Consider the following 25,535-nt stretch of genomic DNA (forward strand, 5'->3'; position numbering starts at 1 on the left):
CACCCCATGATAGCTAAGACTCGTGACCAAACCCTAAAGCTCGCACGCGATACCCTCACTATTGAGGCTGCTGCACTAATAACAATGCGTGATCGCCTAGAAGGCGTTAATGCGGACGCCCTAGTGCTGGCCGTAGAACTTCTGCACGCTTGCAAAGGCCGGATCGTCGTTTCTGGGATTGGTAAATCTGGACATATTGCTCGCAAAATTGCTGCCACGTTCGCCTCAACCGGCTCACCGGCTTTTTTTGTCCATCCCGCTGAAGCTAGTCATGGGGACTTAGGTATGGTCACTCGTGATGATGTATTTGTTGCGCTATCTAACTCTGGTGAAACAGATGAACTCCTCACAATCGTGCCGATTGTGAAGCGTACTGGTGCAAAGCTGATTGCACTTACTGGGGCACCAAATTCTTCAATAGCCAAATTAGCAGATGCCCATCTCGACACGAGTGTTGAAAAAGAGGCTTGCCCTCTGAACTTAGCCCCTACCAGTAGCACTACTGCAGCACTCGCTATGGGAGATGCCCTAGCCGTTGCTCTACTTGATGCACGGGGTTTTTTGGCTGAAGACTTTCAACGCTCACATCCTGGTGGACGCCTAGGGCGCAAGCAGTTAATGCATGTTAGCGAAGTCATGCGTACATTTGACGAAACCCCCAAGATTGCTATTACCGCCTCGCTACAAGCTGCCCTGCTAGAAATGACTGCAAAGCGTATGGGCATGGTGGTTACTTTAGATGACGACAATAAGGTAGCCGGAATCTTTACTGATGGTGACTTACGTCGATTACTTGAAAAAAGTACAAATCTCGATGGCCTCACACTAAAAAATGCAATCACCTCTCAGCCGCGAACCATTCCGCCCGAACTCTTGGCAGAAGAGGCAATTGAGATGATGGAAAAACATCGGATCAATCATTTAGTGGTTACCAATCCGAATGGCACTTTACTGGGCGCCCTCAATTTGCACGACCTATTTGCAGCCAAAGTAATTTAATCCACTTAATCTATGCCAAGCGCCTTTACCCCCCATAAAACAAACCCTTCAACCCAATACCCACAAGCCTGGGAGAGAGCTGGTCAAGTTAAATTACTAGTGCTTGATGTGGATGGCGTCCTCACAAATGGCCAGGTATTTATCGGTGAAAACGGTAAAGAGCTCACTAAGGCTTTTGATATTCAAGATGGTTTGGGAATCAAGCTACTGCAAAAGATCGGCATTACAACTGCCATCATTACTGGGCGAAGCTCAAAGATGGTTCTTGGACGTTGTGAAGAGCTGGGTATTGAACATGTCCTCATGGGTGTTGAGAATAAAGCTTTAGCCTTAGACAGTATTTTGCAATCACTTGGGCTCAAGCATGCTGATTGCGCAGTAATGGGTGATGATTGGCCCGACTTTCAAATGATGAAGTCCGCAGGGCTTAAGGTGTGTCCCGCTCAAGGTCATGATGCCGTCAAAGAGGTTGCGCATTATGTGACTACAAGATGTGGCGGTAGTGGTGCTGTTCGTGAAATATGCGACCTTATTCTGAAAGCGCAAAACCGCTACGAAGAATTACTTGATCAGGCTCGCGCTTAAGCTTTCTCTGATGCTACTTCACCCTCATAAAATAAAACTGAATCTGTTTCGCAACTTGTTGCGGCTAATGCCATTAATATTGTTAGGCCTAATTACCTTGGTCACTTTTTGGCTGGTCAGGCAAAGTTCTGCCACAGATAAATCTGCAATAGAGCGTGTTCGTCTTCATGAGCCTGACTACATTATCAAAAATGGAACGCTCTCTGCCTTAGACGAATTAGGAAATACCAAATATAGAATCCTGGGCAAAAAAGTAATCCACTACGATGATGATGCTTCTATTGACATTGAAGCTCCACGGATGCGCCTCTTCCCTCCTGAAAAGTCACCAGTAACTGTAAAGGCGGATCTCGGTCATCTAGATGGTGATCTGACTATTCTGGATCTACTCGATAATGCTGAAATTTTTCGCCCTGCTCAAACTGCATCGAGCTCTGAGCCGGCAAGACCTCGCATGCTAGCCCGCTCCGCTTCATTCAAGGTATTTATTAACGATGATGTGATTGAAACGGACAAGCCAATTACTTTAGAACAAGGTGTATCCGTACTGCACTCGAATGATGGCGGTATTTTCAATAATATTGAGCAAAGTATGACGCTCTCTGGCAATGTGAAGGGGCGTATTGAGCGCATTCAATCAGGGGCACAACCATGAATCTCCTCAAGACTATGTCAGCACCCAAAACAATCGCCACCCTTTTGATCTTATTAAGCTTTTCTATCCCCAGCGCCTATGCTGAAAAAGCAGATCAAGATAAGCCAATTGTCTTAGAGGCTGAAAAAGTCTCCGTCAACGATGTACAGCAGATTTATGACCTAGAGGGAGAGGTACTCCTCACTAAAGGTAGCATCCTCATTACGGGTGAAAAAGGAAATATCAAGGTAGACGCCCAAGGCTATGAGTATGTTGATGTACAAGCTAGTCCTAAAGCCACTGCCAGCTTCCGACAAAGGCGCGAAGGGCCTGTGGATGAGTTCACGCAAGGTAGCGGTCAAAGCGTTCTCTATAACGCAAAAACTGAAGTTCTGACGTTGACTGGTGATGCGAGTCTGAAGCGCCTACTGAATATGCAGATGCTTGATCAATTGCGCGGCTGGAAAATTGACTATGATGATGTGAAGCAAGTTTATAAAGTCTACCCACCTCCCAATGCTAAAGCAGCGGATTTACCTCTTGCCAGAGCAATCCTTTCACCAAGAAGAAAAGCTACACTAGAGAAATGACCACGGATTCCAGTAAACAGCAAAAGACCCCAACGCTAAGCGCTCAACACCTTCAAAAACGCTATGGCTCACGCACAGTAGTAAAAGATGTGTCAATCGAGGTGAAGTGTGGTGAAGTCGTTGGATTACTCGGCCCTAATGGCGCCGGTAAAACCACTTCGTTTTACATGATTGTGGGATTGGTACCTCTGGATGGAGGAAGCATCATTCTGGATGGTACTGATATCACCCATCTACCCATTCATGAGCGAGCCCGCATGGGCCTGTCCTACCTTCCCCAAGAAGCCTCTGTTTTTAGAAAGCTCAATGTCGCTGAAAATATTCAGGCTGTACTGGAGTTACAAGTTCAGGCTGGCAAGCGTTTAAGTAAGGCTGAGATTGAACACCGCCTTGACGAGTTACTGGGTGAGCTACAAATTACCCATTTACGTAATAACCCTGCACTATCGTTATCCGGGGGAGAGCGTCGACGCGTAGAGATCGCCCGAGCACTTGCCTCACAACCGAAGTTCATCCTGCTAGATGAACCCTTTGCTGGTGTCGACCCTATTGCCGTCGGAGAAATTCAACGGATTGTGCGCTTTTTAAGAGATCGTCAGATTGGCGTCCTCATCACAGACCACAATGTTCGAGAGACTCTGGGTATTTGTGATCATGCTTACATCATTAGCGAAGGTAGCGTACTTGCCGCTGGAAAACCCGATGATATTATTGAAAATGATGCCGTCAGAAGAGTCTATCTAGGCGAAAACTTCCGCATGTAAGGCAGTCTCGATGTATTTCAGTCATTAAAAATATTTATTTAATAGAAATACTCGATACCCCCTTGGTTTTCAGCAAAATCGCTGATACGCTGGAGGTTCATGAGATTCACTTCCCAATAAATCAATACCACTTTACAGGGGCTCGCTGCGCACCCCGGCTAATGCTTTGCGCATGCATTTTGATTTGAACAGGAGCTGCTGATGAATTTAAAGATTAATAGCCGTCATGTCGAAGTTTCCCCAGCAATGCGTACCCATCTTGAAGCTGGGTTAGCCAAAATTCGTAAGCACTTTGATCACGTTCTCGATGCATCTGCCTTTCTTATCGTGGATAACGCTAAAGAAAAAGATTTACGGCAAACTGCTGAAATTACACTTCATCTAAAGGGCAAGGAGCTTTTTGCTCAATCACATCACGCTGATCTTTATCACGCCATGGACTCGGTGGTCGAGAAACTAGAACGCCAGGTTGTGAAACATAAAGAAAAGATTCAAGATCATCATCACGAAAAAAACTTTGAGCAATCATAGTTGTCAGGGCACCTATAATCATCGAATATGAATGCCCTGACTGATCTTTTTACTATAGACCGCATTGCCTTAAATAGCCCCTGCATCAACCGGGCCGAGGCATTTGCGGCTGTAGGCCAACTCTTCTCCACCCAAGTAGGTCTTCAAGCTGATGCGATAGTAGCCTTTCTTAATGCACGCGAAGATCTGGGCTCCACTGCACTGGGTGCTGGTGTTGCCATTCCACATGGCCGCGTTAAAGGCTTAAAGCAACCCATTGCAGCCTTTTTTAAACTCCAAGAGCCGATTGACTTTGCCTCCCCTGATGGTGAGGCTGTTTCTATTCTGATTTTTTTGTTGGTACCTGAAAAAGCGACCCAGCAACACCTTGAGATCTTGTCCTCAATTGCGCAATTGCTTTCAGATCCAAGTGCACGCAAGACACTCGCCTCTGAAGATGATCCAAAAAGGGTTTGCGAGCTTTTGCAATCTTGGGGCTCGGCATGATGACGCAACCACTCCTGCTAGCGGGAGTGACTGCCCAGCAAATCTTTGATGACAATGCGTCAGAGTTAAAGCTCTCTTGGGTCGGTGGACTTGAGGGGGCTGACCGCACCTTTCCACCAGAGGCTGTCAAAGCCGCTGCAGCTAGCTCAGACTTAGTTGGCCACTTGAATCTCATTCATCCCAGCCGAATTCAGATTTTTGGGGAACAAGAGGTCGTTTATCACGCAGAGTTAGATCAAAAACAAAGACAAGATCAAATTGCCAGCCTCATTTCTAAAACGCCACCCTGTGTAATTGTGGCTGATGGCAAGACAGCTGATGCGGACCTTCAGCTATTTTGTCAAAGGTCCTCAACACCCTTGTTCACAACGACTATTTCTGCTGCTGAGGTGATTGATCATTTGCGCACCTATCTGACTAAGATTGGCGCACCACAGATCACCATGCATGGTGTATTTATGGACATCCTTGGTTTAGGCGTGTTGATCATTGGGGAGTCAGGCCTAGGGAAAAGTGAACTAGGCTTGGAACTCATTTCTCGAGGTCATGGCTTGGTTGCGGATGATGCGGTAGATTTTGCGCGCCTTGGACCGGATTACATTGAAGGCCGTTGTCCAGTCATCCTGCGCAATTTACTAGAGGTGCGCGGATTGGGTTTGTTAGATATTCGGACGATTTTTGGCGAAACTGCCGTACGGCGTAAATTGAAATTACGTCTGATCGTGCAACTAGTCCGCCGCAACGATGGAGAGTTTGAACGTCTACCGCTAGAAACTCAACATATTCCTGTTCTGGGTGTCCCCATCAGAACTGTCAAAATTCAAGTGGCTGCAGGAAGAAACTTAGCCGTTTTAGTCGAGGCGGCAGTACGCAATACGATCTTACAATTACGCGACATTGACACTCTAAAAGAGTTTATTGAGCGCCAGCGCTTGCAGATGACTGTAGAGGCTGAGTCCACTAAATCACAAGGACGCCTGATTTAATATGCAAATCAATCTGATTACCGGCATCTCTGGCTCAGGTAAATCAGTTGCACTCAGGGCATTTGAAGATGCTGGCTACGATTGCGTTGACAACCTTCCAGTGACATTACTGGAAAGTCTCATCACTACGCTGGAAAAAGAGATGAGTGAGCGCGTAGCCGTGGCGATAGACGCTCGGCGCGGTCAATCTTTGACAGAGCTCCCCAAAATACTAGAAAACTTGCGTACCCATCACCAGGTAAGAGTTGTATTTTTAAATGCGGATACCAACACCCTCATACAGCGCTTCTCAGAAACACGTCGACGTCACCCGCTCTCCGGAAAAACCCAACAAACGCAAGCAGCCACGCTAATTGAAGCTATTGATAAAGAACGTAACCTTCTAGAGCCGCTGCGAACGCAAGCACACAGCATCGATACGAGTAACCTGCCAGCACATGCATTGCGATCTTGGATACAAGATTTACTTAAAGATAAACCTCTTGGATTAACAGTCGTATTTGAATCCTTTGGATTTAAAAAAGGAGTGCCTAGTGAAGCAGATCTGGTCTTTGATGTGCGCTGCCTGCCCAACCCCCACTATGACAAAGCATTGCGTCCGCTCACCGGAAAAGATCAGCCTGTAAAAGAATTTTTAGAGCAGATTCCGGAAGTCATCAGCATGGAAAAAGACATTACTCAGTTTATTGAGAAATGGCTGCCTCACTATATTGCAGATGGACGCAGTTATCTGACTGTCGCCATTGGCTGCACCGGTGGACAGCATCGCTCTGTCTATCTTGTCACTCGTATTGCCGATCACTTTTATGCAAAAAAAGACTTAGCGGCATTACAGATTAACTTTCTTAGTCGTCACCGTGAGCTAGACTCAATCCCTGCAGTAGTAATTTAATTGGCTGCGGCAAGCCGTATTTACCAAGCTGCTTCAAAGAAACCCACCTTAGATTTTCACTAGAAAATTCTAGCGCTTGGTTGGCTGACACATGCCAGATTTGCATCCATAAACGTCTATGCGTAAAGACATGCTTAATCCGCTCACCTTGGATATTGATCTTGCAGTGTCGACCGATAGTTAGGTGATCTTCTTCCGGTAACGTCAGCGCAAGCAGGGCTTTACCTGTCATTTGAAATGAGCCTACCTCATTCAAACCCTTTGCCCTCCAGGGAGATTCGGGCAGAGACCAGAGGCCGCCCCAGATTGCTTTAGGAGGACGTTTTTGCAACAAGACAGCGTTTCCTCTTCGCAATACCATCATGTCGCAATCTAACTCTGGAGACTTTACTTTGGGAGCTTTGCGAGGTAACTGTAAAACTTGATCACTTAAATTTGCTTGGCACTGTTTTTCGAATGGGCATTTCTGAGCTCCGCTAATGCATACTGGCTTTCGAGAAGTGCACCAAGTTGCACCGAAGTCCATCAGTGCCTGGGTATATACCGGCATATCATCGCGATGTTTTGGGAGGAGTTGCTCAGCTAGACTCCACAATAGATCATTTACTGCCTTCTCCTGAAGTGCGCCCTCAACCCCAAAAAGGCGAGCCAAGATGCGCTTGACGTTAGCATCCAAAATGGGTGCTCGCTCTTGAAAAGCAAAAGCGGCAATTGCGCCTGCTGTTGAACGTCCAATCCCTTTTAACTGCTCGAGCAGCAAAGGATCGCTTGGAAATTTTCCTGAAAAGCGTTCCATCACCTCAATAGAACAAGCATGCAAGTTTCTCGCGCGCGAGTAGTAACCTAATCCAGCCCATTCAGCCAAGACATCATCGACTGGTGCCGAAGCCAATTTTTTTACCGTCGGAAAGCGTTTCATAAAGCGTGGATAACGCTCTAAGACGGTAGCCACTTGCGTTTGTTGCAACATAATTTCGGAAACCCAAACAGCATATGGATCTTTGACACCTTGCCAGGGCAATCCTTCGCGCCCATCCACTTGATGCCAAGCAATGAGTTTTTGAAAAAAATTGCTAATCAGCGTTTTTGACATTTAATACAAAAATATGTGGAGCGTTGACCTTGCACAATTTGTCTAATCGGGGTCTGACAAACTTTACATGCCTGATCTTTACGATCATAAACTTTCGTTTGCATCATAAAGTGGCCTGGATCGCCGGCGCTATTCACAAAATCTTTTAGCGAACTGCCTCCAGCAGCAATCGCTTTTTTCAGAATGGAACGCACTGCAGCGGCCAAACGAGAGCACTGAGGACGGGTTAACTTACCGGCCGCCTTAGCGGGATGAATTCCAGCTTCAAATAAACTTTCTGAGCAGTAAATATTACCTACACCGACTACTGCTTGGCCAGCCAATAAAAATTGCTTCACCGCAACACTCCGCTTACGAGACTGCCGATACAAAATCTCTGTACCCAGCTCATCTGCAAACTCTGGGGATAATGGCTCAACTCCTAATTTTTGTAACAGGGTATTTTTCTCGACAGGTCCTGCCGATTTAGGGTGCCATAGAACAGCGCCAAATTTACGTGGGTCATGCAAACGCAAGCTCAACTCATCAAACTCAAATGTGACGCGGTCATGCGTCTTGAGGACATCGCTACTGGGCAATACGCGCAGAGTTCCGGTCATGCCCAAATGAATAAGCAAATAACCCGCATCCATTTCAATTAATAAGTACTTTCCACGACGCTCAATTCCCCAGACTTTCTGCCCTGGCAGCCATTTTCCTAGCTGCGCAGGGACTGGCCAACGTAAGCGGCCATCAATGACATTAACTGCACTGATGGTTCGCCCATTTAAATGGGGTTTGATACCCAAACGGGTAACTTCGACTTCGGGGAGTTCTGGCATGAATGCATTGTAGATTCGCGGATTAGAATATGCTTATGATTCCATTTTTTATAAAATCGCACTTTCGAGATTTATTACTCGCCTCCAGCCTAGGAATCTGCCTTTTTACCGGCCAGGCCCTTGCCAAAACCAATAGTATCGAAAGCGGTGAGGCCATATTTGAGGTTTTGGCCTCTGAAATTGCCCTGCAACGCGGAGAAGCCGGTCTTGCCTATAAAACCTATCTGGAACTCGCACGCCAACTAGATGATCCACGCCTTGCACAACGGGCCATGGAAATCGCCATTAACGCAGGCGCTCCCGATCTAGCCCTTCAGGCGGCTCAAACCTGGGATGGGCTTGCTGGTCCTAAGCAGACCAAACCAAAAGAAGTGTTGATCACTCTCTTAATCTTAAATCAGCGTTGGTCAGATGCCGTACAACCCGCTATCGCCCTCTTACGTCAGCAAACCCCAGCACAACGAGAAATCACACTCCAGCAAATTCAAGCATTGCTAGCCAAAGCAAAAGATGAGTCGGAGGCATTGCGGGCTTTCTACGAAATTGTTTCAACTCAGAAACCTCTCCCAAAAGATTTAGGACTCATGTACACCTACGCTATGTCTGCCGAAAAGGCTGGACAAATTGACGTGATGGAAAAAACATTGCGCGAAATCTTGCGTATCGACCCCAATAATGTCAATAGTTTGAATGCGCTTGGGTACGCTATGGCTGATCGCAATCAAAAGCTACCCGAGGCATTAAAGCTCATTAGTAAAGCGCATCAGCTATCACCCAAAGATGGTTTTATTTTAGACAGTCTAGGTTGGGTGAACTTTCGCATGGGTAAAAATGCGCTGGCGTTAGAACAACTTGAGCAAGCATTTACTATCAAACCTGAAGCAGACATTGCCGCCCATATTGGCGAAGTCCTATGGGTAACGAATCGACCTACCCAAGCGGAGGCTATTTGGCGCAAAGGCCAACTACTCGACGCTAACAATCCTACACTTAAAGAAACAGTAAAACGCTTAAAGCCAGATTGGTCTGTTGCGGATACCGCCCTCAAGGGCACGTGGGACGGGCGTTTCTCGGTGAAGGTTACCGGGCTTACCGAAGGAAATAATCAAGGTGGCTCGGGTGGATTTTCACTAACTCAAGATGCACTCATTGATGTACTTGAAATTCGGAACCCTATGGGTGGATCGATTGCAAAAATAACGATTAAGCCAGGTGAAGCTATCTTAGAGCGTGATGGGCAAATAGTGACTGCGATTGATGCAGACACTCTGATTCAGAATACCTTAGGACTGCCTTTACCAGCGCGTGGATTATCGGACTGGCTTAGAGGAAATATTCGTCCAGGAACTAACGCTAGTGTTGAACGAAATACGCAAGGTCAAGTTGATAAAATTACTCAAGACGGCTGGATTCTCAACTACGTCTGGGGAAATTCTCAGCGCTTAGAAAAACTCACGATGACGCGTAGCTCCAATGTTGGGTCGATTGATATTCGCCTCATTTTTGATGCCTCGAATGACTGAAGAAAATTCTACAAATAGTCTTTTCAAAGATGGCTTGCAACTACGCTGCCCAGCAAAACTCAATCTCTTTCTTCATATTGTTGGGCAACGTTCTGATGGTTACCATTTACTGCAATCTGTCTTTCAGCTGATTGATTGGTGCGACATCCTCACGCTCAAACGCATTCCAGAAAATGAGATTCGTCGCATTAACCCGATTCATGGAGTCCCCCCAGAACACGATCTCGTAGTTCGCGCGGCCCACCTATTAAAAGATTTTTGCCAGACAGAGCAAGGCGTTGAAATCGACCTGACCAAAACAATCCCAATGGGTGCCGGCCTTGGGGGTGGATCCTCGGATGCAGCGTGTACCTTGATTGGCCTTAATCAACTCTGGGACCTTAAATTAGATACCCCCACCCTCAGCCAACTTGGACTAAAACTTGGTGCCGATGTCCCCTTCTTTCTCTATGGCCAAAATGCTTTCGTAGAAGGAATTGGAGAGCAAATACGCGCAATACCCCTGCAAACTCAAGACTTTGTGGTCATTTTTCCAAACAAGGGCATTGCGACTGCTCAAATTTTTCAGAGCCCTGAATTGACCCGAGACCACGCTCCGATTACAATTGATGACTTTCTTGCATCACCAAGCGCATTTCGATCGAATGATTGTCAGGCGGTAGCGGTGCAAAAATGTCCTGAAGTGAAGCAAGTATTAGATTGGATTGCCGAGGTAGTGCCGAATGCGGCGCCTTGCATGTCCGGCTCTGGAAGTAGCGTATTTTCAGCCTTAGACCCTAAGACTGACAGCGCCAAACTAGAAAATCTTCTGCAAAATCTTCCAAAAGGATGGATAGGTCGAATTGTTCGGGGCTTAAATAAAAATCCCGCTTACAATTTGATTTCTTCAGAATAAGCTGTAGGGGAATCGCCAAGCTGGTTAAGGCACTGGATTTTGATTCCAGCATGCGAAGGTTCGAATCCTTCTTCCCCTGCCAATTACTGTAGATAACACCAAAAACATCCATTCAAACCCCACCTCATACCCAAAACGCCTATGTCCGCCCCAATGAATGCTGATCTATTGACCCTATTTACCGGTAATGCAAATCCGGTTTTGGCCCATGCGGTTGCTAAAGAGCTCAATCTCTCGATGGGTAAAGCGTTTGTAGGTCGTTTCTCTGATGGCGAAATTCAGGTAGAAATACAAGAAAACGTCCGCGGTAAAAATGTGGTGGTAATGCAATCAACTTGTGCCCCTACTAACGATAGCTTGATGGAGCTCATGATCATGATTGATGCCCTCAAACGCGCCTCGGCAGGTCGTATCACCGCAGTAATCCCTTACTTTGGCTATGCCAGGCAGGATCGTCGTCCCCGCTCAGCGCGAGTCGCCATCTCCGCCAGAATCGTTGCCAATATGTTGCAATCTGTTGCCGGTGTTGAGCGCGTGCTGACGATGGACCTTCACGCTGACCAAATTCAAGGATTTTTTGATATTCCGGTCGACAATATCTACTCTTCCCCAGTCCTACTTGCTGATTTGCAGGCTCAGAAGACCCAAAAAGATCTCATTATTGTTTCCCCTGACATTGGCGGCGTTGTTCGTGCTCGCGCTATGGCAAAACAACTAGGTACTGATTTGGCGATTATTGATAAACGCCGCCCTAAGGCAAATGTATCCGAAGTCATGCATTTAATTGGTGAAGTTGAAGGTCGTCATTGCGTCATCATGGATGACATCATTGATACCGGTGGCACCCTCTGCAAGGCCGCAGAAGCACTCAAGGAGCGTGGCGCCAAGGGTGTTACCGCATATTGCACCCACGCTGTCCTTTCGGGTGGCGCAGTAGCGCGTATCGCTGCCTCCGAACTGGATGAACTCGTAGTTACCGACACGATTCCACTGACATCAGAGGCGCTAAAAGTGGCAAAGATTCGCCAATTAACTGTTGCCCCCATCCTTGCTGAAACCCTTTCTCGCATTTGCAAGGGCGATTCAGTCATGTCCATGTTTGCCGAATAAGTCAAAAAAGCACTTCAAAGCTTGTTTTTAATCGTTTTTAGCCTCTTAGGGGTGTAAATCCCTATTCCCACGATATAATCAAAGGCTTTTCTGTTTGGTCGCGAACGGAAATTAACCTTAATTTTAGGAATTCAATATGAACGTAGTAGCCTTTAAAAGAAGCGTACAGGGAACGGGTGCGAGCCGCCGTCTGCGCATCGCCGGTAAAACTCCGGGAATCATTTATGGCGGTAAAGACGCTGTATCCGTGATTGAGTTAGATCACAACGCACTGTTTCATGCTCTCCGTAAGGAAGCCTTCCATTCCTCCATTCTCGATCTTGATGTCGACGGCAAAACTGAAAAAGTATTGTTGCGCGATTATCAGATGCATCCATTTAGGCCTTTGGTTTTGCACATTGACTTTCAGCGTGTATCCGCAACTGAGAAAGTGCATATGCGCGTTCCATTGCATTACATTAATGCTGAAGCTGCTCCTGCCGTCAAGCTGCAAGGTGCAGTAGTTAGTCATATCGCTACTGAATTGGAAGTGTCTTGCTTACCAGCAGACCTGCCAGGATTCATTGACGTTGACTTGAGTAACATTGAAGTGGGTCGCGGTATTCACGCAAAAGACATCGCACTACCAAAAGGCGTTTCTCTGGTATTGCATGTTGAGCAAGAAAACCCTGTGTTAGCTAATGCACGTATTCCAACCGTGAAAGCTGCTGATACTGAAGCAGCTCCGGCTGCTGCAGCTGCAGCGCCAGCGGCTCCAAAAGATAAGGCTTAATTATTTAAGCCCCATCTTTGCGACAGAGAAGGCCCGCTTGATAGCGGGTTTTCTTTTTTGTGAAAATGCTTTTATGCTTAAGCTCACATCATGATTAAATTAATTATTGGCCTAGGTAATCCTGGCGAAGAACATATGGAAGATCGGCATAATGCTGGCTTCTGGTTTGTTGACGCCCTTGGAAGACAACTGCAGGTTCGCTTTGAAACAGAAAAGCGCTTTCATGGGAAAGTGGCGAAAGCCCGCTGGGAAGGTGAAGATCTCTACTTGCTCAAGCCTAGTACCTATATGAACCTGAGCGGTCAAGCAGTTGGAGCACTCTGCCGCTTTCATAAAATTGCGCCCAAAGATATTTTAGTTGTTCAAGATGAGCTAGATATTAAGCCTGGTACAGCGCGCCTGAAACTGGGTGGTGGCACGGGTGGGCATAACGGCTTAAAAGATATTCAAGCTCATCTGGGCACCCCAGACTACTGGCGGCTTCGTTTGGGTATCGGCCACCCACGTGATCTCGCTGCTGAGGGTGCTCGCCCCATGGAGGTAGCTGACTACGTACTAAGAAGGCCGCTACAAGCAGAGCAAAAGCAGATCGCCGCTAGTATCGAAGATGGTTTACAGATTCTGTCGCTGCTAATGAAGGGTGATCCACAGGCTGCCATGCTAGAACTACACTCCAAAGTCAATTAAAGCATTACTCAGTCATTTGCTTTTTAGCTGCTGTGAGTAGTTGATACTTCACCATTAGTTGCGATTGCGTTTCTGCAACCTCTGGATTTAGAGGAATGCAATCTACCGGGCATACCTGCTGACATTGGGGTGCGTCGAAGTGACCAACACATTCAGTGCATTTATGAGGGTCGATCTCGTAAATTTCCAGCCCCATATAGATGGCGTCGTTAGGGCATTCAGGCTCACATACATCGCAATTGATGCATTCGGCTGTAATCATTAATGCCATTTTTTATATACCGATTTATTCTTTGTCTTGCTTATTAGACGCAATTTTCTCTACTAACCAATTTTCTACGGATGGAAAAACAAATTTGCTGACGTCTCCGCCCATAGAGGCAATCTCACGTACGAAAGTTCCCGAAATAAATTGGTACTGGTCCGAAGGAGTAAGAAATAAAGTTTCAACATCAGGCAAGAGATAGCGATTCATACCGGCCATTTGAAATTCATACTCAAAATCAGAAACTGCCCGCAAACCTCTGACAATCACGCGAGCCTGATGCTCGCGTACTAAGTCCTTAAGTAGGCCTGTAAAACCAACAATCTTCACATTGGAATAATGACCCAGCACTTCTTTGGCAATAGCAATACGCTCTTCCAAGCTAAAGAAAGGGCGCTTGCTACGACTATCAGCGACACCGACAATCAGTTCACCAAAGATACTAGAAGCACGACGTACCAAATCCTCGTGTCCGCGGGTAAAAGGATCAAATGTTCCAGGGTATACAGCAATTGTCATTACATTCCTCAGGCTTTATCAGCTACAAGCTTGAGTTTAGTCTTTTTTAGATCGCCTTAGACCGAAATAGACAAGCCTTTACCTGGCCAGCCTCTAAGTATTTCTTGCAGTGCCATTCTGGTACCAACGCTTCTAGCTCCTCGCGAGTACGACTAGCCGGAAACTCTACATAAATCCCACCACCAGCAGTGTCATCACAGATGCGGGCAGCCTCCAACAGGGCTTGATCTAGTAAAGCCCCCTCCTGAAAAGGAGGATCAATAAAAATCAAATTACTAGAACCATCTATTTGATGCTTTAGAAATTCCAAACTATCTGCCTGAGTAATATGCACCCCTCCCGGAACTGGAGAAGACTGAAGTAAGGCGAAGTTTTTTAAGAGATTGGCTACCGCCTTCTTATCTTTTTCTAATAAGACCACCTTATCAGCGTGTCGTGATGCCGCTTCAAAACCCAGGGCACCAGTACCAGCGAATAAGTCAAGGCAACGTAAACCTATTAAATCTTGCCCTAGCCAGTTGAATAAGGTTTCACGAACACGGTCTATAGTGGGACGCAGGCCGGGTAAATCCAACACATTAATTAATCGACTGCGCCAGATGCCCCCAATAATGCGTATCTTTTGAGGTGCCTCTGTGCGGTTTTTTGGCTTGACCGATTTATTTATTGCGAGCTCCTAAGATTACGATCTTCATTCTATCCATTGCTAAGTGCTTCTGAAATGCAGTCTTAACTTGTTCCAAGGTTACTGCCTCGACTTGCCCAGTCCAAGTCTCCATCGTATCGAGCGGTAAATTATTCCAAGCAATAGAGGAGACGTTATCTAAGAGTTTGCGGTTGTTATCAATTCTTAAAGGGTAGCCATTGATTAAATTATCCTTTGCAGCGGTAAGCTCAACCACCGTAGGGCCATTTGCAATAAATTGTGCAATAGTCGAACTCATCACTTCTAAGGCTAGGCTAGATTGATCATTTTTTGTTTGGAGTCCAGCCCTAAAAATACCCACATCTTTACCAGGCGCAAAGTAGCTCGAGACACTATAGGCAAGGCCGCGCTTTTCACGAACTTCTGCCATCAAACGAGATACAAAACCACCACCGCCTAAGACATAGTTGCCGACCAATAGAGGGAAGTAATCTGGGTCACTTCGCGTAACTGCGGTCATTCCCATAGCAATATGGGCTTGCTGGGAATCAAAGGAAATCTGGGTTTCGCGTTGACTTAAAGGCTCTACTGGTGAACGCTCAAACGCAGGCAGCTTAGCAATAGCGCCTCCAGACTGTGGAATCTGCTGCAATAAACTGCGAACTATTTCTTGGGCATCAGTTTTAGTCACATCACCCACAATACTGACGATCATGCGATCGCCTCGATAGAACTGTTTATGAAACTGCTGCAAATTGTCAGCGCTGATGTTAGCAATCGTTTTGACTGATGGGGACTCGGCAAGCGGATAGCTTCCATAAAGAACTTTTCTAAACCGACGCTCTAATACGGACTCTGGCTTAGTCTCTGATTCCAAAATGGCAGCGCTCATTCTTTGCTTCTCGCGCGCCAATATCTTGGGGTCATAAGTCGGATTACTTAACATGGCAGCCGCCAACTGCACTGCCCGATCACGTAGATCCTTTCTACTCAGACTACGAATGCGCAGGATCGCACGCTCACCACTTACAGAGATACCCAGATTAGCGCCCAAATCAGCAATCTCATCTGCGATTTGTGCTTCTGATAAAACCCCCTTCTCAGACCGAGCGCCATAGTTCATTAGCTGCCCGGCAATGCTGGCTAAACCACTCTTGGCAACGGGATCATATCGATCGCCTGCATCAATACTGATCTCGATATCTACCATAGGCAGCGCTTTAGTTTGTACTAGGTAAGCTTGCGCACCTTTGTGAGCATCCAGCTTTTCAATCGGCAAAATAGCATAAGCTGATGACAACATACCCAGCATGAGTATGGCGCCAATAAAAGCGGGTTTGATCCGATGTTTTATTAGCATTACTTAGCTCCTTGCTTGGTCTCAACTGATTGGCGAACTTGCGGATCTAGTACCGCAATAGTAAGACCCTCATCCACTAGATATTTTTTAGCTACTGCCTGAACTTGAGCCGGCGTGATGGTCTGCATCTTATCTAACATACGATCAATATCGCGCCAAGAAAAACCAGCTATTTCTGTAGTACCAATTTCCATCGCCTGGCCAAAAATAGAATCACGCTTATAAATTTGCTCTGACAGAATTCTTACTTTGATGCGCTGTAGCTCTGAATCCAATATTCCTTTATCTACAAGCTCTTTTAACGCCTTGCGAATACTCATCTCTGCCTGAGATACTGTTTTTCCTTTAGCTAGACTGGCTTGAATTAAAAATAGCTCAGGTCCTCTTGAAATCATGTCATACCCAACTCCGACATTATCGACAACCCGCTCTTGCTTGACCAGAGTACGATTCAGGCGTGCATTGTCATAGCCGTCTAGCACTGCTGTCAGTAATTCCAATGCATAAGGCTCTACATCATCTAGCATTCCCGGATGTAATTTAGGCACCTTCCAAGCCATGGCTAACTGAGCACTATCTGCAGCTGCTTTTACTTGAACTTGCTTGACCCCTTTTTGAATCGGCTCCACCTGCGGTTTGCGCACTGGCAACTCTTTAGGTGTTGCGACACCGTAAAACTTTTCAACAGACTTTAATACGGCGAGTGGATCAACATCACCGGTGATCACCACAGTTGCATTGTTAGGGGTATACCAACTACGATACCAATCTCGCGCATCAGTTGCTTTCATATTTTCTAGGTCGTTCATCCAACCTATTACTGGATGACGATACGGTGAGCTCATATAAGCTGTGGCCATGAGAGATTCATAAAGAAGACTGCTGGGATTATCTTCAGTACGTAAACGACGCTCCTCCATCACCACCTGAATTTCTTTCAAAAATTCAGCATCATCAAAATTGAGATTGCTCATGCGATCAGCCTCAAGCTTCATCACATCCTCTAATTTTGATTTTTCTACCTGTTGAAAATAGGCAGTGTAATCTCGCGAAGTAAAGGCATTTTCTCGGCCACCTACAGCAGCAACCAAGCGAGAAAACTCCCCCGACTTCACTTTATCCGTACCTTTGAACATCATGTGCTCAAGTACGTGGGCTACACCTGTTCGACCATTCATCTCGTCCATAGAGCCTGCGCGATACCAGACCATGTGGGCGACTGTCGGAGCACGATGATCCTCTCGTACGATTAGCTTTAAGCCATTGGCGAGTTGATACTCATGGGTATCTGGCAAAGTACCGCCGGGTGCTGCCCAGGCACATTGACTGGATATCAACCAGCAGAAAGAAATTCGCAGTAAAGTGGAGCGCATCTGTAAGATCACCATATTCCAAAAATTAAATTGTATCGACTATGTTCGGCCTACGTAAAACCCTCGGATCCCTTTTTGCATCTAACCGCTTGGATGAAGCTTGGTTTGATACCCTAGAAGAATCCCTTATTCTCAGTGATGTAGGTCTGCCAACCACCGACCAGCTCATCAGCAAGTTGCGTAAGGCGGCCAAATCAGAAAAAGCAGCTAGTCCAGAGGTACTTAAAGCATTGTTGGTTCAAGAGGTATCAAGCCTTCTAAAGCCCCTCGAGCACCCATTAAACCCCTTATATGCCGATAGAGCAAAGACCGCTCTAGAAGTATGGCTTGTTGTTGGTGTCAATGGCGCCGGCAAGACTACAACCATCGGCAAGCTGTGCCGCCTATTTCAGGCTCAAGGTAAATCAGTGCTTTTAGCTGCTGGCGATACCTTCAGAGCTGCAGCCCGCAACCAATTGATTGAATGGGGGAGTCGCAATCATGTCGATGTCATTACCCAAGAAAGTGGTGATGCGGCTGCTGTGGCCCATGACTCGATTCATGCAGCCATCTCTCGAAAGAGCGATATTCTCATTATTGATACTGCGGGCAGATTGGCTACCCAAGATCACCTCATGGAAGAGCTCAAGAAGGTTAAAAGAGTGATCGGCAAAGCCCTTCCTGGGGCGCCTCACGAAACTTTGCTCATACTGGATGGCAACACCGGTCAGAACGGCTTAAGTCAGGTGAAGGCCTTTCATACAGCGCTTGGACTGACCGCCTTAATCGTGACTAAGTTAGATGGGACTGCTAAAGGCGGCGTCATTTGCGCTTTGGCTCACACATTCAATGAAGGCACAAAACCTGCTGTTTTAGCCCTAGGCAAAGGTGAGGGTATTGATGACTTAGTGCCCTTTGCGGCCGAACAATATGCTACTGAATTATTCAATTAAATCAATATCTTAGCCATTTATAAAACCATTAGCACTCTCTTGGTAAGAGTGCTAAAATAGAGCACTGTTAACACCACAAAATCAAAAAAACATGGTTCCAAAGAAAGCATACACACCGCAAATGCAAGCAAGGCAAACACTGCCAGCAGCGCAGACTGCTGCATCGCTTTCCTTTCCAATGTTGCCATCGCTCGGAGTTGGCACACTAGACTCTTATATCGCTTACGTGAACCGCGTTCCAATGCTCAGTGCAGCACAAGAGCTGCATCTGGCACAAGAGTTCCGTAGCACTGAAAACGTAGACGCAGCTAAAACTCTCGTGTTGTCGCACTTACGCTTAGTAGTTTCTGTCGCTCGTCAATATTTGGGCTATGGCATTCCCCATGCAGATCTCATCCAAGAAGGCAATATCGGCCTCATGAAGGCGGTCAAGCGCTACGACCCTAATCAAGGTGCACGCTTAGTCTCTTATGCCATCCACTGGATTAAGGCAGAAATTCATGAGTACATCCTTAAAAATTGGCGTTTGGTTAAGGTGGCAACAACCAAGGCACAACGTAAATTATTCTTTAACTTACGCAGCAATAAGCCCACACTCAGTGCGCTAACCCCTAAGGAAGTTGACGCTCTAGCAAAAGCATTGGACGTAAAAGGTTCTGATGTGAAAGAAATGGAAATGCGCCTTGCTGGTGGCGATATTGCTCTAGAAGGTGACGATAGCGATGATGATGCAGCTTATGCGCCGATTCAGTGGCTTGCAGATAACACGCAAGAGCCAACAGAAAAAATAGCGGCAGCGGCAACAGACGCCTTGCATGGCCCGCAACTAGACCAGGCACTGATGCGTCTGGATGAACGCAGTCGTAATATTGTTCAATCTCGTTGGTTAGCAATGGACGCAGAAGGCAACGGCACCAAAACCTTACATGACCTAGCTGGGGAATACGGTATATCTGCTGAGCGTGTGCGTCAAATCGAAACTGCTGCGCTCAAAAAGATGCGTGGCATGTTGCAAGCACAGGCTGCCTGAGTTTAAGCAGCTCAGCGCTTAGAAATTCTGACAACGCTTATTTCAGCAGCTCTTTCAAATCATGTGCCAAGGTCTCAGGGCCTTGCGCATGCTTAATGTAAAGACGTAGATTTCCATTTGGATCGAACGCATAACTACCTGCCGTGTGATCCATGGTGTATGGGCCCTGACTGGTGCCAGGTACTTTTTTGTAATACACCTTAAAGTCTTTTGTAACCTGCTCCAGAGCTGCTTGATCTGCAGGACGTAGGCCCAAGAAACGAGCATCAAATGCAGGCACATATTGCTTTAAGATCGTTGCTGTATCACGCTCAGGATCTACAGTAACAAATAGCACCTGCACCTTATCTGACTGGGGCCCTAATAAAGCCATGACTTGCTGCATCTCTGTCAGGGTTGTTGGGCAGACATCAGGGCATTGGGTGTAACCAAAAAACATTACCACCACTTTGCCTTTGAAATCAGCCAGCGTTCTGACTTTGCCGTCGGGATCAAGCAAACTGAAGTCCTTACCAAATGCAGTGCCGCCAGTGATATCAATATTTTTAAATTCAGGCTTAGGGCTGCATGCCGTTATGGCAAAACATAAGCTTGCAATACAGCAAGCGCCTATTAGGCTTCGTAAATAAGGCATATGCATTTTAGAGAAAGTAGTGGTCTATAAGAAGTGCTGCAAACAACAGAGATAAATAAGTAATCGAAAAGTGAAAAGTCTTTTTAGCTAGAGCATCACTGTAAGAAATAAACAAAGCAATCACATACGCTAAAAATATCAGACCCAATATTAGTGCTGAAACTAAATATACAAGACCGCTCATGCCGTAAATGTAGGGCAACAAGGTAGCCGCAATCAATATCAAGGTATACAACAAAATATTGAGCAGGGTAAAGCGCTCACCATGCGTAACTGGCAGCATCGGTAGCCCAGACTGCACATAATCATCACGGCGATACAAAGCAAGAGCCCAAAAATGAGGGGGAGTCCAAACAAAAATTATTAACACCAATAGCCATGCTTCTGCAGAAAGTCCATTAGTCACAGCAGCCCAACCAAGGGCCGGTGGCATCGCACCAGATAAGCCACCAATCACAATATTCTGAGGTGTCGCTGGTTTTAGTAACCAAGTGTAAATTACTGCGTAACCCACAAAGGTGGCAACAGTCAGCCACATCGTTAATGGATTGCAGAAGTTCCACAATATAACCATACCCAAAGCGCCCAGCACAATCGCAAAAATAATGATGTGAAAAGGGGTTATCTCACCGGTAGCAGAAGGTCTCCAAGCAGTACGCTTCATCTTGGCATCAACCGCTTGCTCAATCAGACAATTCATTGCAAACGCAGCGCCTGCTAGCAACCAAATGCCGACAGCACCACCAATCAATACTGGATAAGGAACCATTCCTGGCGTAGCTAAGAACATACCAATCACCGCACAGAAGACGGCTAACTGAGTTACACGAGGCTTGGTCAATACCCAGTATTGACGCCAGCGTGGCATTGACTCAGAAGGGGAGGTTTTAGAGCTGCTCATAGTGATTTAGCCATCTTAATACCAAAAGACCAACCCCAAGAAGACCATTGACTCATTCTCACCAAAAAAAATACCAGAGCAGCAGAGCCGGCGGTATGCATCAGAGCTGCAATGAGTGGCCACTGAAATACAACATTAGAAATACCCGTTAATACCTGCAGTAGAAGCAGAGCTAGAAGTAACTGAGCAATGCGTCGTAATTCTGGTTCGCCATCAGAGACCCGCAGGGTGCTGATACCTAAATAGCCTAGAACCACCATTACGCAAATAGCAAACACACGATGCGCCCAATGAATAGTCTGTAAAGCAATAGGAGAAATATATTCACCTTGGGCATTCATACCCAGTTCACGCCATAAAGAAAAGCCTTCTTTCCAAGCAGTCTCTGGCATGAACGTACCCATACAAGTCGGAAAATCAGGGCAAGCCAACACGGCATAGTTAGTACTAACCCAAGCACCTAAGAATATTTGCATCGCCAGCACAACAAAAGCAATGAACAATAATTTTCCAGGTATGAGTTTTGGTTTTGCTGGCAGCTGCCGATTTCTCTGGGCATAGACCGTCAGGCAAGACAGTAAGACTAAAGCCAACATTAAATGAATAGTGACAATAATTGGCTGCAGCTTCAGAGTAACTGTCCAGGCACCGAATGCACCCTGAATGCAAACTAATAACAAGAGGCCAAAGCTACCTAGTAAAGGGCCCTTGCCCATACTTTTGATCTTACTAAACGCTAAACCTAATTGAATCAAGATTAGAGCGCCCACTGTCATTGCTAAATATCGATGAATCATCTCAATCCAAGCTTTCAACACAGTCACCGGACCAGTTGGCATGGCTGCCTCAGCTAACTGAATCTCTCCAAGAGCGTGCCAAGGATTTGATGTGCCGTAACAGCCTGGCCAATCAGGGCAGCCCAGCCCAGAATCAGAGAGTCGTGTAAATGCACCGAAGACAATAAGGTCGAATGTCATAAAGACTAAAACCCAATTGAGTTTCTGAAAAAGACTATAGCCCGGCCTTCTCCATACATAAAGTAACGGTATTCCTGCAAAAATAATTGCAATCGCCGCTAGCTCAGCAAGCAACAAAATACCATTCATTGCAAGTTCTCGCCTTTACGGTTCAGGCGCAGTAATTTTTCTAAATCTTTCTTAATGCTTCCAAATTCTTTAGGTGCATTTGTAATCGGAAAGTACATCATCTTGGCAGGACTAGGATCAATCAACTGAATCTTTTGCCCGGCACCCTCTCGATTGAGCCACTCTAAAAATTGCGCTTTTAATTGAGGATCTGACGGTGCATTAATAATCTTAAAACCAGCATTCTGCTCATCATATGCCGTCGATACCTCGGGATCTACCTTTTTTCCATCGGTATTGACCCAAACCAGTTGTACACGCCCACTTTCACGACCCATGGCCACACGCACCTGTCGCATTAAAAATAGCGCCTCTAAACAAGATTCATCTTTGATGGTGCACTCGCTAGCTGGCCGAGCTACCAGCAATGTCCATTTACCATTAAAAGGCATATCGAACCAAGCAGCATTCATTTCTTGGGCAGGCTGCACAAAGGTACCAAAGTTTGTCTTGGCGCCTTCTGGCTTAAAGACGTAATAGGCTAAATAAGAGGCAATGACTGGGGCAGCGCAGGCAAGCAACAAAAAGAGCATCTGAAACCTTCCGCGCCTAGTGCGCGCATTGATTTTCGATGAATCTGTCTGCGATGCTGGAATTAATAACTCTTGATCACTCACTTTAGTCTCCAAAATTTTTACGTAGATGCCGATATCCCATAAAGCCACTCACAAGCCAAAATAAGAATCCACATAACGCCAATGCAAACCATTGAAAAGAATAAGCATAATGGCGATCGACGCCATTTGTTGGCAAAGGCCATTCCCTGACTAATCCATCCTTTTTATTAGGGTCAATTTCCCTAACAATAAAGGGCAACTGCTCCCACTGATGATTTTTTGCTTCCGCAACCAAATCAAAATTTTGTTCAATCCGAGGCCTAATATCGGGGGACCCCTTTTGACCTAGCTCAAATACTTTTCCGGGATGCGCGAATGCAACACCTTCAATCTCGATAACCTGACTTTCTGTATTAATGGCAGGTAAGTCGATGCGATTGAGGTTATTCCGAGGTGCCCATCCACGGTTAACCCATAAGATGGTTTTTTGACCATCTAGTTTAAGGGGCATCATCACAAAAAATCCTGACTGAGCAGCATTTCCCTGGCCACCTTCTGGAACCGGTCTAGGGCGGTTATCAAGCCAAATTGCCTCACCTGGCAAGAAGCGCCCTCGAGCGACTATGCGACGCTCCTTAGCATCTTCTAAAGTCAAATGACCACTATTAGCATTCAGTATCGACATCTGCTGCCTGGCAGCCAAAGAATTTCCTAACTGAATCTTCTGTTCAGCCCTATTAAGCTGCCAGATCCCTGCTGCACAGCCTATCGCAATTACCACTAAGGCTGATACAGTAGCGACTATGCGAGAAGTAATGAAGCCAGAAAAAATATTCAAGTGAGGACTTTAAGATGAAGTGGGTAATTCCAATTGCGCTACTAATGATTGTAGGAAGTTTAGGCTCCGCCCTTTACTTCATGATGAAAGATAAGGGTAGTAATTCTAGAATGGTGCACTCTCTTACCCTACGAATTGGGCTTTCTGTTTTGCTCTTTCTAGGAATTTTGATTGCACACTACTTTGGATACATCGAAGCTACTGGGATTCGGGTTGGTACTTGATGCATCTTCAAGAATCGCCAATCTAAATTAAATCGGGGCTACATGCCCCGATTATTAATTTCTCTACATCCAATACACTGCGATGTATAAGCCTAACCAGACCACGTCTACAAAATGCCAGTACCATGCAGCACCTTCAAACGCAAAGTGATTGTCAGCAGTAAAGTCACCGCGAATCATTCGGCGTAATACGATAGCCAGGATTGTTCCGCCCAAGAAAACGTGAAAGCCATGAAAGCCGGTCAGCAAATAAAAAGTTGAGCCGTAGATACCAGAGGTCAGTTTCAGATTTAGTTCATGATAAGCATGGTAGTACTCATAAACTTGGAATCCCAAGAAAATAATGCCTAAACCCACAGTAGCAGCCAAGCCAATGATGGCTTTCTTCATGTGATTTTGCACAATAGCATGGTGGGCAATGGTGATGGTGACGCCTGAACTCAATAGCAATAAAGTATTGATGGTTGGAATCGGCCAGGGTCCCATGGTGGTAAATTTATCTACCAGTCCAGCTGGGCCGTCGTTGGGCCACACTGCTGTGAAATTTGGCCAGATCAATTTACTTTCTACATCACCCATCCAAGGCATGGCAATATTTCGGGCATAAAATAAAGCAGAGAAGAAGGCTGCAAAAAACATGATCTCAGAGAAAATGAACCAGGCCATTGACCAGCGATACGATACGTCAACGTTAATGCCATTCTTTCCAGAATTGGCTTCAGAAATCGTATCGCCAAGCCACTGATAAAGCACAAACATAACCCAAAGCACACCCACAGCCGTGAGGGGTCCGCCCCAAGAGGCTTGGTTGACCCAGCCTGACATACCAAAACCGAAGGCCACAAGACCAAGTGCCGCCATTACAGGGTGGCTTGATAGCCCAGGAACAAAATAGTATGGGGTTGAGTTGGATGACATCTGACTCTCTCTATTCAATCAAAAAAATAATCAAGGGGAAACGACAACTTTAACAATTAACAACAGCACACTCATAAAAATGAGGGCGCCGATAACACCTGCAATGATGATGTGTACAAAACTCAATGAGGCAACATCCTCCTGCAAACCTGACTGCTTTCGCACGCCTAAAAAGCCCCACAACACTGCTTTCATTGACTGCAAAAAACTACTTTTCTTCTTCATGACTTAGATTTTGGAGTGGTTGATCCAGCAGGTTGCTGACCCACGCCTAATTCAAAAAAGGTATATGAAAGGGTAATTGTTTTAACGTCCGCAGGCAAGCCCGCATCGATCACAAATACAACCGGCATCTTTTTCATTTCGTTAGCTGCCAATGTTTGCTCCTGAAAGCAAAAACATTCCAACTTCGTAAAGAACTCCATTGCACTTTTTGGTGCGTAACTCGGAATCGCCTGAGCCTTTACTGGGCGACCTAAGTTATTAGTCACCTCATACACAATTTCTGTCATCTCACCAGGATGAACTTCTAAATAGTTCTTCACCGGCTTAAAGGTAAATGGTCCTCGACTATTCGAGTCAAACTCGATGGTGACCTTACGTGAGTAGTCAACTTGGGTATTACCCACTTTGTTTACGCTGAAGGCACGTGTACCGTAATCATTTTTGCTGGTTACCACATTGATGCCAGTAACTTCGCACAAAGCTTTATACATTGGCACCAAAGCGTACCCAAACCCAAACATCATCACTGAAGCAATAAGCAGCTTCAATAGAATTTGGCGGTTTAGAGATGCAATGACTGACATTCGTGATGATTGGGGA

At 46.0% G+C, this 25,535-nt stretch carries 32 protein-coding genes and 1 tRNA gene; 18 read left to right on the forward strand and 15 right to left on the reverse strand.

Features of this window, described 5'->3' with window-relative positions; genetic code table 11:
* The first annotated feature begins 6 nt into the window (after window positions 1-6).
* From QUD86_RS08450 to rapZ, 9 genes are all read left to right on the forward strand, one after another.
* Window positions 7-999, forward strand: a complete 993-nt coding sequence (locus QUD86_RS08450) for a KpsF/GutQ family sugar-phosphate isomerase (protein WP_286296638.1) — start codon at window positions 7-9, stop codon at window positions 997-999.
* 12 nt (window positions 1,000-1,011) lie between these two features.
* Complete coding sequence (locus tag QUD86_RS08455) at window positions 1,012-1,584, forward strand: KdsC family phosphatase (protein WP_286296640.1); 573 nt, start codon at window positions 1,012-1,014, stop codon at window positions 1,582-1,584.
* 67 nt (window positions 1,585-1,651) lie between these two features.
* Complete coding sequence (gene lptC / locus QUD86_RS08460; protein WP_286296641.1) at window positions 1,652-2,239, forward strand: LPS export ABC transporter periplasmic protein LptC; 588 nt, start codon at window positions 1,652-1,654, stop codon at window positions 2,237-2,239.
* On the forward strand, window positions 2,236-2,808 hold the full coding sequence (gene lptA / locus QUD86_RS08465; RefSeq protein ID WP_286296642.1) for a lipopolysaccharide transport periplasmic protein LptA: 573 nt from the start codon (window positions 2,236-2,238) through the stop codon (window positions 2,806-2,808). Before lptC ends, lptA begins: the two co-directional genes overlap by 4 nt.
* Window positions 2,805-3,572, forward strand: coding sequence for an LPS export ABC transporter ATP-binding protein (gene lptB / locus QUD86_RS08470; protein ID WP_286296644.1), 768 nt, complete (start codon window positions 2,805-2,807; stop codon window positions 3,570-3,572). The genes lptA and lptB overlap by 4 nt, the downstream gene beginning before the upstream one ends.
* Window positions 3,573-3,773: 201 nt before the next feature.
* Complete coding sequence (gene hpf / locus QUD86_RS08475) at window positions 3,774-4,103, forward strand: ribosome hibernation-promoting factor, HPF/YfiA family (RefSeq protein WP_286296645.1); 330 nt, start codon at window positions 3,774-3,776, stop codon at window positions 4,101-4,103.
* A 27-nt stretch (window positions 4,104-4,130) separates the two neighbouring features.
* Window positions 4,131-4,589 (forward strand): PTS sugar transporter subunit IIA, encoded by a 459-nt coding sequence (locus tag QUD86_RS08480; RefSeq protein ID WP_286296647.1) that lies wholly within the window; start codon window positions 4,131-4,133, stop codon window positions 4,587-4,589.
* Entirely contained in the window at window positions 4,589-5,575 is a 987-nt protein-coding gene (gene hprK / locus QUD86_RS08485; protein WP_286298725.1) for an HPr(Ser) kinase/phosphatase, read from the forward strand. Before QUD86_RS08480 ends, hprK begins: the two co-directional genes overlap by 1 nt.
* 1 nt (window position 5,576) lies before the next feature.
* Entirely contained in the window at window positions 5,577-6,467 is an 891-nt protein-coding gene (rapZ, locus tag QUD86_RS08490; RefSeq protein ID WP_286296649.1) for an RNase adapter RapZ, read from the forward strand.
* On the opposite strand, the gene mutY is transcribed toward rapZ, so the two are convergent.
* Complete coding sequence (mutY, locus tag QUD86_RS08495; RefSeq protein ID WP_286296651.1) at window positions 6,421-7,560, reverse strand: A/G-specific adenine glycosylase; 1,140 nt, start codon at window positions 7,558-7,560, stop codon at window positions 6,421-6,423. The genes rapZ and mutY overlap by 47 nt on opposite strands.
* Window positions 7,545-8,381, reverse strand: coding sequence for a bifunctional DNA-formamidopyrimidine glycosylase/DNA-(apurinic or apyrimidinic site) lyase (mutM, locus tag QUD86_RS08500; RefSeq protein ID WP_286296653.1), 837 nt, complete (start codon window positions 8,379-8,381; stop codon window positions 7,545-7,547). The genes mutY and mutM overlap by 16 nt, the downstream gene beginning before the upstream one ends.
* Before the next feature lie 35 nt (window positions 8,382-8,416).
* Here mutM and QUD86_RS08505 point away from each other — a divergent pair, with 35 nt between their 5' ends.
* The 6 genes from QUD86_RS08505 (at window position 8,417) to pth (ending at window position 13,368) form a co-directional block, all read left to right on the forward strand.
* Complete coding sequence (locus QUD86_RS08505; RefSeq protein ID WP_286296655.1) at window positions 8,417-9,904, forward strand: lipoprotein insertase outer membrane protein LolB; 1,488 nt, start codon at window positions 8,417-8,419, stop codon at window positions 9,902-9,904.
* On the forward strand, window positions 9,897-10,799 hold the full coding sequence (ispE, locus tag QUD86_RS08510) for a 4-(cytidine 5'-diphospho)-2-C-methyl-D-erythritol kinase (protein ID WP_286296657.1): 903 nt from the start codon (window positions 9,897-9,899) through the stop codon (window positions 10,797-10,799). Before QUD86_RS08505 ends, ispE begins: the two co-directional genes overlap by 8 nt.
* Window positions 10,800-10,804: 5 nt before the next feature.
* A tRNA-Gln gene (locus QUD86_RS08515) sits at window positions 10,805-10,881 on the forward strand.
* A gap of 71 nt (window positions 10,882-10,952) precedes the next feature.
* Window positions 10,953-11,909, forward strand: coding sequence for a ribose-phosphate pyrophosphokinase (locus QUD86_RS08520; RefSeq protein WP_286298727.1), 957 nt, complete (start codon window positions 10,953-10,955; stop codon window positions 11,907-11,909).
* A 136-nt stretch (window positions 11,910-12,045) separates the two neighbouring features.
* Entirely contained in the window at window positions 12,046-12,681 is a 636-nt protein-coding gene (locus QUD86_RS08525; protein ID WP_286296658.1) for a 50S ribosomal protein L25/general stress protein Ctc, read from the forward strand.
* A 90-nt stretch (window positions 12,682-12,771) separates the two neighbouring features.
* Window positions 12,772-13,368 (forward strand): aminoacyl-tRNA hydrolase, encoded by a 597-nt coding sequence (gene pth / locus QUD86_RS08530; RefSeq protein ID WP_286296660.1) that lies wholly within the window; start codon window positions 12,772-12,774, stop codon window positions 13,366-13,368.
* Between the two features lie 4 nt (window positions 13,369-13,372).
* Here the strand turns inward: pth and QUD86_RS08535 are convergent, their stop codons facing one another.
* From QUD86_RS08535 to QUD86_RS08555, 5 genes are read right to left on the reverse strand one after another with little or no spacing between them, the layout of a single operon-like run.
* On the reverse strand, window positions 13,373-13,639 hold the full coding sequence (locus QUD86_RS08535) for a YfhL family 4Fe-4S dicluster ferredoxin (RefSeq protein ID WP_286296661.1): 267 nt from the start codon (window positions 13,637-13,639) through the stop codon (window positions 13,373-13,375).
* Window positions 13,640-13,654: 15 nt separating this feature from the next.
* Window positions 13,655-14,152 carry a pantetheine-phosphate adenylyltransferase gene (coaD, locus tag QUD86_RS08540; protein WP_286296664.1) on the reverse strand — a complete coding sequence of 166 codons (498 nt, stop codon included), beginning with the start codon at window positions 14,150-14,152 and terminating at the stop codon, window positions 13,655-13,657.
* A gap of 46 nt (window positions 14,153-14,198) precedes the next feature.
* Window positions 14,199-14,819, reverse strand: coding sequence for a 16S rRNA (guanine(966)-N(2))-methyltransferase RsmD (rsmD, locus tag QUD86_RS08545; RefSeq protein ID WP_286298730.1), 621 nt, complete (start codon window positions 14,817-14,819; stop codon window positions 14,199-14,201).
* Window positions 14,812-16,158: a M16 family metallopeptidase gene (locus QUD86_RS08550; protein ID WP_286296665.1), complete on the reverse strand. Its 1,347-nt coding sequence runs from the start codon at window positions 16,156-16,158 to the stop codon at window positions 14,812-14,814. The genes rsmD and QUD86_RS08550 overlap by 8 nt, the downstream gene beginning before the upstream one ends.
* Window positions 16,158-17,546 (reverse strand): M16 family metallopeptidase, encoded by a 1,389-nt coding sequence (locus QUD86_RS08555; RefSeq protein WP_286296666.1) that lies wholly within the window; start codon window positions 17,544-17,546, stop codon window positions 16,158-16,160. The genes QUD86_RS08550 and QUD86_RS08555 overlap by 1 nt, the downstream gene beginning before the upstream one ends.
* A gap of 26 nt (window positions 17,547-17,572) precedes the next feature.
* Between QUD86_RS08555 and ftsY the strand changes: the two genes are divergently transcribed.
* Both ftsY and rpoH read left to right on the forward strand, forming a co-directional pair.
* A complete protein-coding gene (gene ftsY / locus QUD86_RS08560; RefSeq protein WP_286296667.1) occupies window positions 17,573-18,463 on the forward strand; it encodes a signal recognition particle-docking protein FtsY in 891 nt (296 codons plus the stop codon).
* 91 nt (window positions 18,464-18,554) lie between these two features.
* Window positions 18,555-19,493: an RNA polymerase sigma factor RpoH gene (gene rpoH / locus QUD86_RS08565; protein ID WP_502928865.1), complete on the forward strand. Its 939-nt coding sequence runs from the start codon at window positions 18,555-18,557 to the stop codon at window positions 19,491-19,493.
* A gap of 37 nt (window positions 19,494-19,530) precedes the next feature.
* Here the strand turns inward: rpoH and QUD86_RS08570 are convergent, their stop codons facing one another.
* Genes QUD86_RS08570 through QUD86_RS08590 form a run of 5 tightly spaced genes read right to left on the reverse strand, consistent with a single transcriptional unit; the run spans window position 19,531 to window position 23,568 of the window.
* Window positions 19,531-20,127 (reverse strand): SCO family protein, encoded by a 597-nt coding sequence (locus QUD86_RS08570; RefSeq protein WP_502928866.1) that lies wholly within the window; start codon window positions 20,125-20,127, stop codon window positions 19,531-19,533.
* Between the two features lie 7 nt (window positions 20,128-20,134).
* Window positions 20,135-21,028, reverse strand: coding sequence for a heme o synthase (gene cyoE, locus QUD86_RS08575; RefSeq protein WP_286296669.1), 894 nt, complete (start codon window positions 21,026-21,028; stop codon window positions 20,135-20,137).
* Window positions 21,025-22,134 (reverse strand): COX15/CtaA family protein, encoded by a 1,110-nt coding sequence (locus QUD86_RS08580; protein WP_286296671.1) that lies wholly within the window; start codon window positions 22,132-22,134, stop codon window positions 21,025-21,027. The genes cyoE and QUD86_RS08580 overlap by 4 nt, the downstream gene beginning before the upstream one ends.
* Window positions 22,131-22,790, reverse strand: coding sequence for a redox-active disulfide-containing membrane protein (locus QUD86_RS08585; RefSeq protein ID WP_286296673.1), 660 nt, complete (start codon window positions 22,788-22,790; stop codon window positions 22,131-22,133). Before QUD86_RS08585 ends, QUD86_RS08580 begins: the two co-directional genes overlap by 4 nt.
* Before the next feature lies 1 nt (window position 22,791).
* Complete coding sequence (locus QUD86_RS08590; RefSeq protein ID WP_286296676.1) at window positions 22,792-23,568, reverse strand: SURF1 family protein; 777 nt, start codon at window positions 23,566-23,568, stop codon at window positions 22,792-22,794.
* A 14-nt stretch (window positions 23,569-23,582) separates the two neighbouring features.
* Here QUD86_RS08590 and QUD86_RS08595 point away from each other — a divergent pair, with 14 nt between their 5' ends.
* Complete coding sequence (locus tag QUD86_RS08595) at window positions 23,583-23,792, forward strand: twin transmembrane helix small protein (protein ID WP_100379801.1); 210 nt, start codon at window positions 23,583-23,585, stop codon at window positions 23,790-23,792.
* A gap of 63 nt (window positions 23,793-23,855) precedes the next feature.
* Here QUD86_RS08595 and QUD86_RS08600 read toward each other — a convergent pair whose 3' ends face one another.
* The 3 genes from QUD86_RS08600 to QUD86_RS08610 are packed head-to-tail and all read right to left on the reverse strand — an operon-like array spanning window position 23,856 to window position 25,519.
* A complete protein-coding gene (locus QUD86_RS08600; protein ID WP_286296683.1) occupies window positions 23,856-24,710 on the reverse strand; it encodes a cytochrome c oxidase subunit 3 in 855 nt (284 codons plus the stop codon).
* A 30-nt stretch (window positions 24,711-24,740) separates the two neighbouring features.
* Window positions 24,741-24,935, reverse strand: a complete 195-nt coding sequence (locus tag QUD86_RS08605; protein WP_286296684.1) for a DUF2970 domain-containing protein — start codon at window positions 24,933-24,935, stop codon at window positions 24,741-24,743.
* Complete coding sequence (locus QUD86_RS08610) at window positions 24,932-25,519, reverse strand: cytochrome c oxidase assembly protein (RefSeq protein ID WP_286296685.1); 588 nt, start codon at window positions 25,517-25,519, stop codon at window positions 24,932-24,934. The genes QUD86_RS08605 and QUD86_RS08610 overlap by 4 nt, the downstream gene beginning before the upstream one ends.
* Window positions 25,520-25,535 lie beyond the last annotated feature (16 nt).

It is taken from the genome of Polynucleobacter sp. TUM22923, assembly GCF_030295705.1.
Lineage (GTDB): Bacteria > Pseudomonadota > Gammaproteobacteria > Burkholderiales > Burkholderiaceae > Polynucleobacter.